At 73.1% G+C, this 14,439-nt stretch carries 12 protein-coding genes; 2 read left to right on the top strand and 10 right to left on the bottom strand.

Annotated features, from left to right (window positions below):
- Positions 1-6: 6 nt before the first annotated feature.
- The 8 genes from O1Q96_RS08260 to hrcA all read right to left on the bottom strand — a co-directional run bounded on the left by O1Q96_RS08260 (position 7) and on the right by hrcA (position 9,001).
- Positions 7-360, bottom strand: coding sequence for a histidine triad nucleotide-binding protein (locus tag O1Q96_RS08260; RefSeq protein WP_269247525.1), 354 nt, complete (start codon positions 358-360; stop codon positions 7-9).
- 235 nt (positions 361-595) lie between these two features.
- The gene (locus tag O1Q96_RS08255; RefSeq protein WP_269247524.1) at positions 596-3,823 is read right to left on the bottom strand and encodes a S41 family peptidase; all 3,228 of its coding nucleotides are present in this window, start codon (positions 3,821-3,823) and stop codon (positions 596-598) included.
- 95 nt (positions 3,824-3,918) lie between these two features.
- A complete protein-coding gene (locus O1Q96_RS08250) occupies positions 3,919-4,353 on the bottom strand; it encodes a hypothetical protein (protein ID WP_419586526.1) in 435 nt (144 codons plus the stop codon).
- Positions 4,354-4,512: 159 nt separating this feature from the next.
- Entirely contained in the window at positions 4,513-4,905 is a 393-nt protein-coding gene (locus O1Q96_RS08245) for a VOC family protein (RefSeq protein ID WP_269247523.1), read from the bottom strand.
- Between the two features lie 15 nt (positions 4,906-4,920).
- Positions 4,921-5,664 (bottom strand): 16S rRNA (uracil(1498)-N(3))-methyltransferase, encoded by a 744-nt coding sequence (locus O1Q96_RS08240; RefSeq protein ID WP_269247522.1) that lies wholly within the window; start codon positions 5,662-5,664, stop codon positions 4,921-4,923.
- Entirely contained in the window at positions 5,661-6,746 is a 1,086-nt protein-coding gene (locus tag O1Q96_RS08235) for a nitronate monooxygenase (protein WP_269247521.1), read from the bottom strand. The genes O1Q96_RS08240 and O1Q96_RS08235 overlap by 4 nt, the downstream gene beginning before the upstream one ends.
- A gap of 98 nt (positions 6,747-6,844) precedes the next feature.
- Entirely contained in the window at positions 6,845-7,984 is a 1,140-nt protein-coding gene (gene dnaJ / locus O1Q96_RS08230; RefSeq protein ID WP_269247520.1) for a molecular chaperone DnaJ, read from the bottom strand.
- On the bottom strand, positions 7,985-9,001 hold the full coding sequence (gene hrcA / locus O1Q96_RS08225) for a heat-inducible transcriptional repressor HrcA (protein ID WP_217454499.1): 1,017 nt from the start codon (positions 8,999-9,001) through the stop codon (positions 7,985-7,987).
- A gap of 225 nt (positions 9,002-9,226) precedes the next feature.
- Here hrcA and O1Q96_RS08220 point away from each other — a divergent pair, with 225 nt between their 5' ends.
- Together O1Q96_RS08220 and O1Q96_RS08215 are read left to right on the top strand one after the other, a co-directional pair.
- Positions 9,227-9,982 (top strand): MBL fold metallo-hydrolase, encoded by a 756-nt coding sequence (locus O1Q96_RS08220; protein ID WP_269247519.1) that lies wholly within the window; start codon positions 9,227-9,229, stop codon positions 9,980-9,982.
- 68 nt (positions 9,983-10,050) lie between these two features.
- Positions 10,051-10,854, top strand: a complete 804-nt coding sequence (locus tag O1Q96_RS08215; protein WP_269247518.1) for a DUF3097 domain-containing protein — start codon at positions 10,051-10,053, stop codon at positions 10,852-10,854.
- A 150-nt stretch (positions 10,855-11,004) separates the two neighbouring features.
- Here O1Q96_RS08215 and hemW read toward each other — a convergent pair whose 3' ends face one another.
- On the bottom strand, positions 11,005-12,237 hold the full coding sequence (hemW, locus tag O1Q96_RS08210) for a radical SAM family heme chaperone HemW (protein ID WP_269247517.1): 1,233 nt from the start codon (positions 12,235-12,237) through the stop codon (positions 11,005-11,007).
- A 31-nt stretch (positions 12,238-12,268) separates the two neighbouring features.
- A complete protein-coding gene (locus tag O1Q96_RS08205) occupies positions 12,269-14,323 on the bottom strand; it encodes an ATP-binding SpoIIE family protein phosphatase (protein ID WP_269253529.1) in 2,055 nt (684 codons plus the stop codon).
- Positions 14,324-14,439 lie beyond the last annotated feature (116 nt).

Raw genomic sequence — 14,439 nt, 5'->3', positions numbered from 1 at the left:
GTGCGGTCATCCGGGGGGCCACTGCATGCCGCGGCCGCCCAGCACGTGGGCGTGCGCGTGGAAGACCGTCTGGCCCGCTCCGCTGCCGGTGTTGAAGACGATGCGGTAGCTGTCGAGCTTCTCCTCCGCGGCGACCTCGCCGGCCTCCCGCACGACGTCGGCGAGGACCTCGGGTTCCGCGGCGGCGAGGGAGGCGGCGTCCCGGTGGTGGGCCCTGGGGATCACCAGGACATGAGTGGGTGCCTGCGGGCTGATGTCCCGGAAGGCGACGGTCGTGTCGGTCTCGCGGACGACGGTCGCCGGGATCTTCCCCCCGACGATCTTGCAGAACAGACAGTCGTCCTGCGGTTCCCCTGCCATGCGCGGCCTCCTCACGCTGGATGATCGTTGCCCCGGCATGGTACCGAGCACCGCACAAGGGCCGCGGAGAACGGCACGACCCCTCCACACACGCCCACATCCACGCCCCGTCAGGGGCGCGGGGAACCGCGCGACCGGCCCCCACGCACCCGCACCCGAAGTGCCGCAAGTACCGGACGGGGACGGGGGCTTGGGGGCAGAGCCCCCAAGGACGGCGGCACCCGGCCCGGGGTGCCTACGCCCCCGGCAGCACAGGAGCCGTCTTCGACGGGTTCTCCTCCAGCGCGGCCAGCGCGATCCGGATCGCCTCGTCGAGCTGCACGTCCCGCCCGGCGGCGTGATCCTGCGGGGCCTGGACCACCTCGACGTCCGGATCGACGCCGTGGTTCTCCACGCCCCACTCGTAACCCTCCAGCCAGAACGCGTACTTGGGCTGCGTGACGAGCGTGCCGTCGACGAGCCGGTAGCGGCTGTCGATGCCGATGACACCGCCCCAGGTGCGGGTGCCGACGACGGGACCGATGCCGAGCGCCTTGATGGCGGCGTTGACGATGTCGCCGTCGGAGCCGGAGAACTCGTTGGCGACGGCGACGACGGGCCCGCGCGGCGCGTCCTCCGGATAGCTGGTGGGCCGCATGCCCCGCGCGAGGTCCCAGCCGACGATGCGCCGGGCGAGCTTCTCGATGACCAGCTGCGAGGTGTGACCGCCGCGGTTCTCGCGGACGTCCACGACGAGGCCCTCCCGGGCCACCTCGATCCGCAGGTCGCGGTGGATCTGCGCCCAGCCGGGCGCCTGCATGTCGGGCACATGGAGGTATCCGAGCCGTCCGCCGGACTTCTCGTGGACGTAGGCCCGCCGGTCGGCGACCCACGCGTGGTAGCGCAGCGGCTCCTCGTCGGACATCGGCACGACCACCGCGTGCCGCGGATCGCCGCCGCCCGCCGGGGAGACGGTCAGCTCGACGGGCTTGCCCGCCGTGCCGACGAGCAGCGGTCCGGGACCGGTCAGCGGGTCGACGGGCCGCCCCGAGACGGCCACGATCGCGTCCCCGGCACGCACGGCGACCCCGGGCGCCGCGAGCGGTGACTGCGCGTCGGGGTCGGACGTCTCCGACGGCAGGATGCGGTCGATGCGCCACAGTGCCGCCCCCTGGGGGCCGTCCTCGTGACGGGAGAGGTCGGCCCCGAGCAGCCCCTGCCGCTCGCCGCCGCCGTAGCCGCCGCGCGGCATGACGTAGGCGTGCGAGGTGCCGAGCTCTCCCTGCACCTCCCAGAGCAGGTCGACCAGGTCGTCGTGGGTGGCGACCCGTTCGAGGACGGGCCGGTAGCGGTCCAGTACGGCGTCCCAGTCGGTGCCGCCGAGGTCGGGGCGCCAGAAGTTGTCACGCATGAGGCGGCCGGTCTCGTCGTACATCTGCCGCCATTCGGCGGCCGGGTCGACGGTCTGGCGGATGCGCGACAGGTCGACACTGATGTTGGTGTCGCTCTCGTCGTCGTTCGAGGCGCGCCGGTCGCTCGGTACGACCTTGAGCTTGCCGTCGGTCCACAGCAGGATCCGCTTGCCGTCGCCGGTGACCATGAAGCCGTCGGCGTCCGAGGCGAGATGCTCGATGCGCTGCTGGGCGAGGTCGTAGCGCTCCAGGTCGGTCTTCGGGTCCGGGTCGTCCGGGGTGGCGCGGGAGGAGCCGAGCACGCCGCGCACCGGGTGCCGCAGCCACAGGACGCCGTCCTTGGCCGCCTTCAGGCCCGTGTAGCGGGCGGCCTCGACGGGGAAGGGCACGATGCGGTCGCCGAGCCCTTCGAGGTCGATCCGCGTGGCCGGGGAGCCTTCGCTGTCGGGTGTCTCGTCCTTGTCGGGCGCCTCGAAGGGCCGCCCGTGCCGCTGCGGCCCGAAGGGCGAGGGGGTGGTCGCGGCGAGGGTGATGAGATGCGGCCGCGAACCGCCGACGAAGGCGAGGTCGAAGACGTGCTCGTCGTAGACGGGGTCGAAGGACCGTGCCGACAGGAACGCCAGGTGCTTCCCGTCGAGGGTGAACGCGGGCGCGTAGTCGCGGAACCGCAGCGGGGTCGCCTCGGTCACCGACAGGTCGGCGGCGTTGGCGAGCTTGAGCTGGCGCAGCGGGCGCGGGCCGGGGTGCGACCAGGCGAGCCAGGCCGAGTCGGGTGAGAAGACGAGCCCGGAGACCTCGCCGTCCTCGCTGCGGTCGACCTCGCGGACCTCGCCGGTCTCCCGCTCGACGAGGAGCACGCGTCCGTCGTGCGAGGCGACCGCGGCACGGCTGCCGTCGGGCGCCATGGCGAGCCCGAGCACGCGCCCCAGCTGCCCGGCGGCGAGCCTGCGCGGGGTCGCCCCCGGTGCCATGCCCGTCGCCGGGGCGAACTCCAGTGCGTCGTCGCCCTCCGCGTCCGTCGCCCACACCACGTGCTCCTCGCCGTCGGCGCGGAAGGTGCGGGGCAGCCTCGCCCGTACGCCCGGTTCGGCGGCGAGCGCGCGGGCCGGACCGGAGCGGTGGGTGATCCAGTGGACGGCCCCGCGCACGGAGACGGCGCTGCCGCGGCCGGTGTGGTCGGGAGCGGCTGCCCCGAACCAGCGTGACGCGTTCACGGGATGGGGCTGCAGGTCGACGCGCTGTCCGCCGAGCCGGACGTCGAGCCGCCGCGGCTCGGCCCCGTCGAGGTCGTCGAGAATCCACAGCTCCCCGGCGGACGCGTACACGACGCGCGTCCCGTCGGTCGAGGCGTGCCGGGCGTAGAAGCCCTCGACTCCCGTGTGCCGCCGCAGGTCCGAGCCGTCGGCGAGAGACGAGTACACGGCCCCCACGCCCTCGTGGTCGGAGAGGAAAGCGACCCTCTCCCCCACCCACAGCGGGTACTCCAGGTTCCCGTCCAGGTCCGCGTGGAGCCGTACGAACTCCCCGTCGCCCTCGTGGTCGATCCACAGCTTTCCGGCCGTGCCGCCCCGGTAGCGCTTCCACCAGGCGGCCTCGCGTCCCATGGGCGCGGACAGCAGTACGGTCGCGGGTCCGAAGGCCACATCGCCGACGGGCCCGTACGGAAGGGTGGTCGCGGGGCCGCCGTCGAGCGGGACGGCCCGGGCCCAGCTGCGGCGCAGGCTGGCCTCGCCGTGCGTGCTGAGCGCGAGCACCTGCCCCTGCGGGGTCCAGCCCCGCACCTGGGTCTTCCAACTGCCCCAGTGCGTGAGGCGCTTGGCGGGTCCGCCGTCCACGGAGGCGACATGCACCTCGGGGGCGCCGTCGCGGGTCGACGTCCAGGCGACGGCCGTCCCGTCCGGGGAGATCCGTGGATGGTTCACCGGGACGTTGTCGGCACTGACCCGCCAGGCACGGCCGCCGTCGAGGGGCGCGACCCAGACGTCGTCCTCGGCGGTGAAGGCGATCAAGTCGCCGTGCAGGTGCGGGTACCGGAGATACGCGGAAGATGCGGCGGATGCAGGCTGTGTCACCCGATCACCCTATGCAGCCGTCTCTCCCGCGACCAGAGCTTTCGATCACTTCGCCGGGTTGGTCACGTTCCCCGGGCCGTTCGTCCGCGGGCCGGTCACTTCCCCTGGAAGCAGGAGCACGAGGGGTGCGGGTACTCGGTCACGGTCCTGGTGACGGTGACGGTCGCCCCCGGCTTCCGGGGCGGCGCAGTCGTCCGCTGGCCGGCGGGCGGCGTGCCGGCCCTGCAGTTGCCGAGCACGTCCGCGCGGAACCACTCCTTGCCGCCGACCTCGGCGGTGAGATCACCCCGCACGCAGGTGCCGTTGACCTCCTGGGTCACCTTGCCCTTGATGGTGATGTCCCGCCCGTCCCCGGTCTCGCCCAGGCAGTCGACGACCGCGACGCTCCGCACGCTCGGCGAGGCACCCACCGTCGCGCCCTTCTCCCCGTACGAGGCCGTGCAGGTGAGCCACTGCACGTCGACGCCCTGTCTCTCCAGCTCCCGGGTGCCCGCCTGGTCGGTGGTGATCGCCACGGCGGCGGTGCTCATGCCGTTTCCCGGTTCACACGCGACCAGCGCGAACACGGCCGCCGTCGCGGCCGCGGCCATCACCGGTCCGCGGTGCCCTACACGCCTGCGCCTCATTGCCCCCATGGACGGCAGCGTGCCACCGGTCGCCGACCGGCGATAGACCGCATGCGGCCACGCTCAGCCGCGCAGCAGCAGCCACTCCTGCAGTTCCACCAGGTTCCCCTCGGGATCCTTGAGGTACGCCACACGCATACGGTCGGTCAGCTGGGCGGGCTCCCGCTGGAGGACCGCTCCGCGCGCGAGCACCGCCGCGCAGTACGCGTCGAGGTCGTCGACCCGCAGGACCACCAGAGAGCGGTGCCCCGTCGCCGAGTCCCCCAGCTCTCCCAGGACTTCGGCCATCGCCGCCCGGTCCTGGAGGGCGATGCCCGCCGCCCCCGTCGCGGGACTGAACTTCTCGTACGGGCCGTCCGCCGCCCCCGACTGGGCCTTGAGCCCCAGCACTTCGGCGTAGAAGCGGTAACACGCGCGGAAGTCCGATACGAGCAGCCGTACTTGTGCGAGTTCCATGGCATCCCCTCAGGTTCAGGACCAGCGGCCCGTGCGGCCCAGCAGCAGTGCCACCGCCGCCGTCCCCGCGGTCGATGTGCGCAGCACGCTGCGGCCCAGCCGGCAGGTCCGCGCCCCGGCCGCCGCGAACATCTCCAACTCCTCGGGGGACACGCCGCCTTCGGGGCCGACGACGAGCACGATCTCGCCGGTGGAGGGGAGTTCGACCGTCGCGAGCGGCTCGCCCGGGTACTCCCTGTCCTCGTGCAGCACCGCCGCGAAGTCCGCTGTGGCGAGAAACGCGGCAACCTGTCCGGTCGTCATCGCGTCCGCGACCCGCGGGAAACGCACGCGCCGTGACTGCTTGCCGGCCTCGCGGGCGGTGGCCCGCCACTTCCCGAGCGCCTTCAGGCCCCGCTCGCCCCTCCACTGCGTGATGCAGCGGGACGCCGACCAGGGGACGATCCCGTCGACGCCGGTCTCCGTCATGGTCTCGACGGCGAGTTCGCCGCGGTCGCCCTTGGGCAGGGCCTGCACGACGGTGATACGGGGCGCCGGGACGGGCTCCGCGTGCACCCGGAGGTCCGTCACGACGAGCCGGTCCTTGCCCTCGGCCGCCTTGACGACGCCCTCCGCCCAGTGGCCGTCCCCGTCGGTGAGCACCACGTCCTCGCCGGACCGCAGCCGCTTCACGGACACGGCGTGCCGTCCCTCGGGGCCGTCGAGCACGAACTCGGGCCCGCCGGGCACCACGTCGACCACGAACACCGGGGCGGTCATCGGGCCACACCCCCGCCCGGCCGGGAAGACAACGCTGTCTTGGCGGCGGCGAGTTCGGCCGCCAGCACCTCCACCAGCTGCCCCGCGGGCAGCTCGCGGGCCAGCCGGTGCCCCTGCCCGGCCCACAGCGCCATCCCCTGCGCGTCCCCCGCCTTGGCCGCCGCCTTGCGCAGCTCGGAGGTGAGGTGGTGGATCTCGGGATAGGCGGCGGGCGCGTACGGCCCGTGCTCGCGCATGAAACGGTTCATCAGCCCCCGCGCCGGCCGGCCGGAGAACGCGCGCGTCAGCTGCGTGCGTACGAAGAGGGGGTTGGTCAGTGCCTGCTTGTGCACGGCGTGGGCGCCGGACTCGGGTGTGGCGAGGAAGGCGGTGCCCAGCTGGGCGAGGTTCGCGCCGGCGGCGAGCGCGGCGGCGATCTGGCTGCCGCGCATGATGCCGCCGGCGGCGACGATCGGGATCTGCACGGTCTCGCGGACCTGCGCGACGAGCGAGAGCAGTCCGATGCCGGAGCCGTCGGTCTCCGCGTTGTCGCGGTGGGTGCCCTGGTGGCCCCCGGCCTCGACGCCCTGCACGATCACCGCGTCGGCGCCCGCCCACTGCACGGCCTGCGCCTCCTCGGCGGTGGTCGCCGTGACCAGGGTCAGCGTGCCGGCCCGGCTCAGGGAGTCCAGGACGTCGCGCGTGGGGCAGCCGAAGTGGAAGGAGACGACCGGCACCGGGTTGTCGAGGAGGACGGCGAGCTTGGCGTCGTAGCCGTCGTCGCGTCCGCTGTCGGGGTCGCCCAGCTCGGTCTGGTACCAGGAGGCCTCACCGGCGAGCTGGTGGGCGTACACCTCGACGGCGGCCGGGTCGGCATACTCGGGCTGCGGCATGAACAGGTTCACGCCGAACGGGCGGCTCGTGATGCCCCGCAGCTGCTTGATGTCCTGGTACATGCCATCGGCCGTCTTGTACCCGGCGGCGAGAAAACCGAGCCCCCCGGCCTCGGACACCGCCGCGGCGAGGTGCGGCACGGAGACGCCGCCCGCCATGGGGGCCTGCACGATCGGGTGAGGGAAAAGACCGGTCAGCGCGGAGGACATGACGGCATGTTGTCACGTCCTCCGTACAAGTCCGAATCCGGCCTTCCGCCGGGCATAAGCCACAGGAATCATCCCGCGGCGAGCCCGGCGGTCACCGCTCAGGTACGGCCGTTGAAGGCGTCCTTCAGCCGGGAGAACAATCCCTGCTGCCCCGGCTGGAACTGCCCCGTGGGCCGCTCCTCGCCCCGCAGGATGGCCAGCTCCCGCAGGACGCGCTCCTGCTCGGGGTCGAGCTTCGTCGGCGTCATGACCTCGACGTGGACGATGAGGTCGCCCCGCCCGCCGCCGCGCAGGTGCGTGACCCCGCGCCCGTGCAGGGGGATCGACTGCCCGGACTGGGTTCCCGGACGGATGTCGACCTCTTCGAGCCCGTCGAGCGTCTCCAGCGGGACCTTCGTCCCCAGCGCCGCCGCGGTCATCGGGATGGTGACCGTGCAGTGCAGGTCGTCGCCGCGCCGCTGGAACATGTTGTGCGGCAGCTCGTGGATCTCCACGTACAGGTCACCGGCGGGGCCGCCACCGGGGCCGACCTCGCCCTCGCCCGCGAGCTGGATCCGGGTGCCGTTGTCGACACCCGCGGGGATCTTCACGGTCAGGGTCCGGCGCGAGCGGACGCGCCCGTCGCCCGCGCACTCGGGGCACGGCGTCGGGACGACCGTCCCGAACCCCTGGCACTGCGGACACGGCCGGGACGTCATGACCTGGCCCAGGAAGGACCGCGTGACCTGGGACACCTCGCCGCGACCGCGGCACATGTCACAGGTCTGCGCGGACGTGCCGGGAGCCGCGCCCTCACCACTGCAGGTGGTGCAGACGACGGCCGTGTCGACCTGGATGTCCTTCGTCGTGCCGAAGGCCGCCTCGTCGAGCTCGACCTCCAGCCGGATCATCGCGTCCTGGCCGCGCCGCGTGCGCGACCGCGGGCCCCGCTGCGACGCCGTACCGAAGAACGCGTCCATGATGTCCGAGAAGTTCCCGAAGCCGCCGGCGCCGAAGCCGCCCGCGCCTTGGCCGCCCGCCTGGGACAGCGGGTCGCCGCCGAGGTCGTAGACCTGCTTCTTCTGCGGGTCCGACAACACCTCGTACGCGGCGTTGATCTCCTTGAAGCGCTCCTGCGTCTTCGGATCGGGGTTGACGTCCGGGTGCAGCTCGCGTGCGAGCCGCCGGAATGCCTTCTTGATCTCGTCCTGGGACGCGTCGCGGCGCACGCCGAGTACGGCGTAGTAGTCCGTGGCCACTTACGACTCCGCCAGGATCTGTCCTACGTACCGTGCCACCGCTCGTACCGCTCCCATCGTTCCGGGGTAATCCATGCGCGTCGGTCCGACCACGCCGAGTTTTGCCACTGCTTCGCCGCCCGAACCGTAGCCGACGGAGACCACCGAAGTGGAGTTGAGTCCCTCATGGGCGTTCTCGTGACCGATCCGTACGGCCATGCCCGAATCATTGACCTCACCCAGGAGTTTGAGGAGCACGACCTGCTCCTCCAACGCCTCCAGCACCGGACGGATGGTGAGGGGAAAATCATGTCCGAAGCGGGTCAGATTGGCGGTGCCGCCGATCATCAGCCGCTCCTCGGTCTCCTCGACGAGTGTCTCCAGGAGAGTGGAGAGCACCGTCGCGACCGTACCCCGGTCCTCCGCCTCGAAAGCATCGGGGAGATCCTGCACCAGTTGCGGGACGTCCGCGAAACGGCGGCCCGCGACCCGGCTGTTGAGCCGCGCGCGCAGGTCCGCCAGAGAGGCCTCCCCGAAGGGGGCCGGGCAGTCCACCATGCGCTGCTCGACGCGGCCGGTGTCCGTGATCAGTACGAGCATGACGCGGGCCGGGGCCAGCGACAGCAGCTCCACATGACGCACGGTCGAGCGCGTGAGCGAGGGGTACTGGACGACGGCGACCTGCCGGGTGAGCTGCGCGAGGAGCCGCACGGTCCGCCCCACGACGTCGTCGAGGTCGACGGCGCCGTCCAGGAAGTGGTGGATCGCCCGCCGCTCCGGCGCGGTCATCGGCTTGACGCCCGCGAGCTTGTCGACGAAGAGCCGGTAGCCCTTGTCCGTGGGGATGCGGCCGGCGCTGGTGTGCGGCTGGGCGATGTAGCCCTCGTCCTCCAGGACCGCCATGTCGTTGCGGACGGTCGCCGGTGAGACACCCAGCCGGTGACGCTCCGTGAGCGCCTTGGAGCCGACCGGCTCCTCCGTGCCCACGTAGTCCTGGACGATGGCGCGCAGCACTTCGAGCCTGCGTTCACTGAGCATCGCGCACACCTCCAGCTGATTTCCCCGCGGTCGTCGACCGGCCTTCGATCGCCTTCGCCTGGCACTCAGCGCGCGCGAGTGCCAGCATCCCCGGCCAAGTGTACGGCCGGTTGGTGCGACCCGGGCAAGGGCGGGCCTGCGATGTCGCGACGACGGGCGCTGCGGGCGCGGCGACGTGTACGGGGCTGTCCCGCTCTGTCGGGAACATGGGGTTAGCGTCGGCGCATGACGGTGACTTGGGAAGAGGCCGGGCGGGAAGAGTCCGGATGGGAAGAGCTGTCCGCCTACGCGGGCCGGTGCCGGCTGCCGGTCTGGGACTGCACGGTCGGGCTCGTGGTGGGCGAGGACGCGGCGCTCATGATCGACGCGGGATCGAGTGTGCGGGAGGGTGCGCGGCTGCGGGCGCGGGCGCGACGGCTGCTCGGCGGCGGACGGATCACGCATCTCGCGCTCACGCACCCGCACTTCGACCATGTCTTCGGGGCGTCGGCGTTCGCGGGGGTCGAGGTGTTCGGGGCGGTGGGTCTCGAGCGGGTGCTCGCCGACGGCCGGGACGAGTTGTACGCGGACGCGGTGCGCAACGGCGCCGATCCGGACGAGGCGGCCGGGGCGGCGGACCTCCTCGTCCGGCCGAGGCACCTCGTCTCCGGCGAGTGGACGCTCGACCTGGGCGGGGGCCGGCAGGTGCTGCTGGCGAACGTCGGTCCGGGGCACACGGCCCATGACCTGGTCGTACTGGTGTCCGCGGGGCCCGGCACGGACTCCCCCGAGATCGTCTTCTGCGGTGACCTGGTCGAGGAGTCGGGCGAGCCCCAGGCCGGCCCCGACGCGGTGCCTTCGCACTGGCCCGCGGCCCTGGACCGGCTGCTCGACCTCGGGGGCGAGGACGCGGTGTACGTGCCCGGGCACGGGGCGGTGGTGGACGCGGCGTTCGTCCGGGCCCAACGGGACGCGCTGGCACGGCGTTTCGGCGTGTCGTAGGCGACCTTCCGGCGTGTCGCGAGGGGGGTCGGCGCACCTGGCCGGGGCCTTCTCCTATCGTCATCCGAATGCGCCAGTACTCACCGGACCTGACCCCTCCGTGGAAGAAGCCCAAGCCCGTGCCCGAGGTCGCGGCCGAGCCGGGACTCGTGGTCGAGGAGCCCGGGACCGGGTTCTGCGGTGCCGTGATCCGCTGCGAGGCGGGCACGGTCACACTGGAGGACCGCTTCGGCAAGCACCGGGTGTTCCCGCTGGAGCCGCGAGGGTTCCTGCTGGAGGGGCGTGTGGTGACGCTCGTACGCCCGTCCGCCGGGCCGGTACGCCCCACGCGTACGGCATCGGGGTCCGTCGCCGTGCCGGGGGCGCGGGCCCGGGTGGCCCGGGCGGGGCGCATCTACGTCGAGGGCCGCCACGACGCCGAGCTGGTGGAGCGGGTGTGGGGTGACGACCTGCGCATCGAGGGGGTCGTCGTGGAGTATCTGGAGGGCATCGACGACCTGCCCGCCATCGTCGAGGAGTTCGGTCCGGGGCCGGACGCGCGGCTGGGGGTCCTCGTGGACCACCTGGTCCCCGGCTCGAAGGAGTCGCGGATCGCGGAGGCCGTGACGAGCGAGCACGCGCTGGTCGTGGGCCATCCGTACATCGACGTCTGGGAGGCCGTGAAGCCCGCGTCAGTGGGCATCCCCGGGTGGCCCCGGGTGCCGCGCGGGCAGGACTGGAAGACGGGCGTCTGCCGGGCTCTGCGCTGGCCGGAGAACACGGGTGCGGCGTGGGAGCGGATCCTCGGGTCCGTCCGTTCCTACCGAGACCTGGAGCCGGAACTCCTGGGCCGGGTGGAGGAGTTGATCGACTTCGTGACGGCTCCGGAGTAGTTCGTGACCGCCCCGGGGCACGCTGTCGCGAGGGGCTGAATCCAGCCCGTCCGGCGTTCACGGACGAGGCCGTTCAGGCCGACGAGGGGGACTGGGGTGCAGTCCCCAAGGGTCCGGGAGGGCAGGAGCGGCGGAGGCGGGGGCAGCCCTTCAGTCCACCAGGTCCCGCACCACCGCGTCCGCGAGCAGCCGCCCCCGCAGGGTGAGCACCGCGCTCCCGGCCGCGTACGGCTCCGGCTGGAGCAGGCCGTCGGACAGCGCCCGCCGCGAAGCCGCGAGACCGTCCGCGTGGAGCAGCGACAGCGGAGCCCCTTCACGGAGCCGGAGCTCCAGCAGGATGCGCTCCACCCGCCGGTCCTCGTCCGACAGGAGTTCCCGCCCGGCCCCGGGCGAGCGTCCCGCCGCGAGGGCCGCCGCGTACGCCCCCGGATGCTTGACGTTCCACCACCGCACTCCGCCCACATGGCTGTGGGCGCCGGGTCCGGCCCCCCACCAGTCGGCCCCGCGCCAGTACAGCTCGTTGTGGAGGCAGCGGCCGCTCTGCGACGTGGCCCAGTTGGAGACCTCGTACCAGGAGAAACCCGCCGCGGAGAGGCGGTCCTCCGCGATCAGGTACCGGTCCGCGTGGACGTCGTCGTCCGTCATCGGAACCTCGCCGCGCCGGATGCGGCGCGCGAGCTGCGTGCCCTCCTCGACGATCAGCGCGTACGCCGAGACATGGTCGGGCCCGGCACCGATCGCCGCGTCGAGCGAGGCCCGCCAGTCGTCGTCGCTCTCCCCGGGGGTGCCGTAGATGAGGTCGAGGTTGACGTGGTCGAAGCCTGCCGCGCGGGCCTCGGCGACGCAGGCCTCGGGCCGGCCGGGGGTGTGGGTGCGGTCCAGCACCTTCAGCACGTGCTGCCGCGCGCTCTGCATGCCGAAGGAGATCCGGTTGAAGCCGCCGGCCCTCAGGGTGGCCAGGTAGGCCGGGTCCACGGACTCGGGGTTCGCCTCGGTCGTGATCTCCGCGTCGTCCGCGAGCCCGAACTCGTCCCGGATCGCCCCCAGCATCCGTACGAGATCGTCGGCGGCCAGCAGCGTGGGTGTACCGCCGCCGACGAAGACCGTGCGGACGGGCCGCGGATCGTCGCCGAGGGTCTTGCGGGCCAGCCGGACCTCGTCGGTCAGCATCGAGGCGTAGTTGTCGCGGGAGGCCAGCACGCCCCCCGAGCTCCGCAGCTCCGTCGCCGTGTACGTGTTGAAATCGCAGTAGCCGCAGCGGGTCGCGCAGTACGGGACGTGGAGGTAGAACCCGAGCGGACGGTCGGCCGCGCCGGCCAGGGCGTGCGCGGGCAGCGCCCCGTCGTCGGGGACGGGCTCGCCGTCGGGAAGTGCGGAAGGCATGTCTTCCATTGTCCCGTACGGACGGCTGTGCCTACTCCGCCTGCAGCACCAGCAGGGCCAGGTCGTCCTCGGGCGGCTTCCCGCCGAACTCGTGGACCAGCCGTCGGATGCGCTCGGCGATCAGCTCGGCGCTCAGGCCCGCGCATCCGGCGAGGGCGGCCGCGAGTCCCTCGTCGTCGTCGAACTGCCGGTGTCCGTTGCGCCGCTCCGTCACGCCGTCCGTGACGCAGAGGAGGCTGTCGCCCCGCCGCAGCTCGAAGGTCCCGCAGCGGTAGCCGGCGTCCTCGAAGACGCCGAGGAGCGTCTGCGGCTGGGCCATCTCGGCGACCTTCCCGCAGGGCTCCAGGAGCAGGGGCAGCGGGTGCCCCGCGGAGGCCACCGTGCACAGCACCCCGCCGCCCTCGACGGGTACGAGCTCGCCGTAGAGGAGGGAGAGGAAGCGGGTCTGCGGTCCCTCGCCCGCAAGCCCCCGGCCGCCCGCCGCGACCAGGGCGCGGGCCGCCGCGTCCGCGGTCTCGGTGGCGTCGTCGAGGAGGAGCTGGTTGAGCCGGTCGAGGACCTCGGGCACCTCGTAGCCCTCGCGGGCCAGCAGCCGCAGCCAGGGCCGGGCGAGGCCGATGACGACGGCCGCCTCGGGCCCCTTGCCCTGTACGTCGCCGAGGGCGAAGCACCAGCGTCCGTCACCGGCGGGGAAGAGGTCGTAGAAGTCCCCGCTCGGTCCGCCCTTGTCGCACGGCTCGTAGACGAGGGCGCTGCGCACACCGGGGATCTCGGCGACCGCGCCGGGCAGCAGCCCGCGCTGCAGTACGCGGCTGATGGTGGCCTGGCGCGCGTACTGCCGGGCCGCTCCGATGGCGAGCGCGACACGGCGGCTGAGGTCCTCGACGAGCCCCGTGATCTCGTCGGGGAAGCGGACCAGGCCCGCCCGCCCGATGACGAGGGTGCCCAGCGGTCTGCCGCCCGCGACCAGCCGGTAGGCGAGGGCCGATCCGTCGTCCGCCCCCACGCCCAGCGCCTCGGCGGGCCACGGCACGGGTACGGGCCCGGAGCTCGCCGATTCGGGCAGCTCGGGCGGGTCCTTCTCCAGGAACCGGCGCAGTTCCTCCATGCGGTTCTCGCTGCCGTGCCAGACACGGGCGAGCCGCGGCGCTCCGGCGGCGCCCCCGTCGGAGCGGCCCGGCGTCTCGTCCTCCAGCCACACCGCGCACCAGTCGGCGAGCCGCGGCACGAGCAGCTGCCCGGTGAGCGCGGCGACCAGGTCCTCGTCGAGCTGCCCGCCGAGCAGGTCGGAGGCCTCGGCGAGGAAGGACAGGGCGCCGCGGTTGAGCCACTCCTGGTCCTGCACGCTGCGCCGGGGCGCGGGGGCGAGGATCTCGGAGGCCCGCTGCCCGCGCCGCAGGGCGTGCTCGCCCGCGTAGGCCTCCGCCTCCTCGGCGGCCGCGACCCCCTCGACGGACAGCCGCGCCCACACCGTCTTGACGCCGGTGCGGTAGGTGATGCCCCAGGCGTCGGCGAGCGCGGAGACGAGGCGCAGGCCGCGACCGTACTCGACGGTGTCGTGCGGCTGCTCGGCGCCGTCGTCGCGGACGACGCGTGCGGGGTGGTGGTCGGATACCTCTATGACGAGGGCGCCCGCGCCGGGCCCGCCCTCGGAAACCGGCATGTGCCGGGGGCCTGCGGGGTGTGTGGGACCGGCCCCGTTCGCGGTGCCCCTCCCGTTCGCGGTGCCCGTACCGTCCGCGCCGCCTGCTCCGTTGCGGGAGGCTGCCGTTCGGGCCGCCGGGACGGCCGCCGGTCCCGGAGAGGCGGGGGCCGTGCCTCCCGGGACAGCCACCGGGCAGCCCTCCGTGCAGTTGTCGAGCCGGCACAGCAGCTCCACGTCCGTGCCGGCGTGCACGACGGCGTTCGTCACGAGTTCACTGACGACCACCATGGCGTCACCGACGAGCCGATCGGTGAGCAACTCAGCGCCAGGCAGAGCCAGTTCGGTCCAGTCCGCGAGCGCGGCGCGGACGAACCTGCGGGCCGCGCCCGGCGCGAGAGGATTGCCCGGTAACGACGTGCGCGCCGCCGTGTGCGGGCGCATCGCGGCTCCAGGAGCACGGGGCAGGAACTCCCGTTGCGTCGGTATGGCGCCCACTGTGCGGCTCCCTGAGCAGTTCGGACGATTACGCCTCAGGCGATGCGGACAGAGTGACAGAC

Origin of the sequence: Streptomyces aurantiacus (genome assembly GCF_027107535.1) — a bacterium.
Taxonomy (GTDB): domain Bacteria; phylum Actinomycetota; class Actinomycetes; order Streptomycetales; family Streptomycetaceae; genus Streptomyces.
The sequence above is the reverse complement of the archived record's forward strand: the minus strand, read 5'-3'. Positions and strand labels throughout refer to the sequence as shown.

Coding starts and splice junctions, on each gene's coding strand:
- O1Q96_RS08220 (WP_269247519.1), top strand. CDS start 9,227: ATGACGGTGACTTGGGAAGAGGCCGGGCGGGAAGAGTCCGGATGGGAA.
- O1Q96_RS08245 (WP_269247523.1), bottom strand. CDS start 4,905: ATGGAACTCGCACAAGTACGGCTGCTCGTATCGGACTTCCGCGCGTGT.
- O1Q96_RS08235 (WP_269247521.1), bottom strand. CDS start 6,746: ATGTCCTCCGCGCTGACCGGTCTTTTCCCTCACCCGATCGTGCAGGCC.
- O1Q96_RS08205 (WP_269253529.1), bottom strand. CDS start 14,323: ATGCGCCCGCACACGGCGGCGCGCACGTCGTTACCGGGCAATCCTCTC.
- O1Q96_RS08215 (WP_269247518.1), top strand. CDS start 10,051: ATGCGCCAGTACTCACCGGACCTGACCCCTCCGTGGAAGAAGCCCAAG.
- O1Q96_RS08260 (WP_269247525.1), bottom strand. CDS start 360: ATGGCAGGGGAACCGCAGGACGACTGTCTGTTCTGCAAGATCGTCGGG.
- O1Q96_RS08240 (WP_269247522.1), bottom strand. CDS start 5,664: ATGACCGCCCCGGTGTTCGTGGTCGACGTGGTGCCCGGCGGGCCCGAG.
- hrcA (WP_217454499.1), bottom strand. CDS start 9,001: ATGCTCAGTGAACGCAGGCTCGAAGTGCTGCGCGCCATCGTCCAGGAC.
- hemW (WP_269247517.1), bottom strand. CDS start 12,237: ATGCCTTCCGCACTTCCCGACGGCGAGCCCGTCCCCGACGACGGGGCG.
- O1Q96_RS08250 (WP_419586526.1), bottom strand. CDS start 4,353: ATGAGCACCGCCGCCGTGGCGATCACCACCGACCAGGCGGGCACCCGG.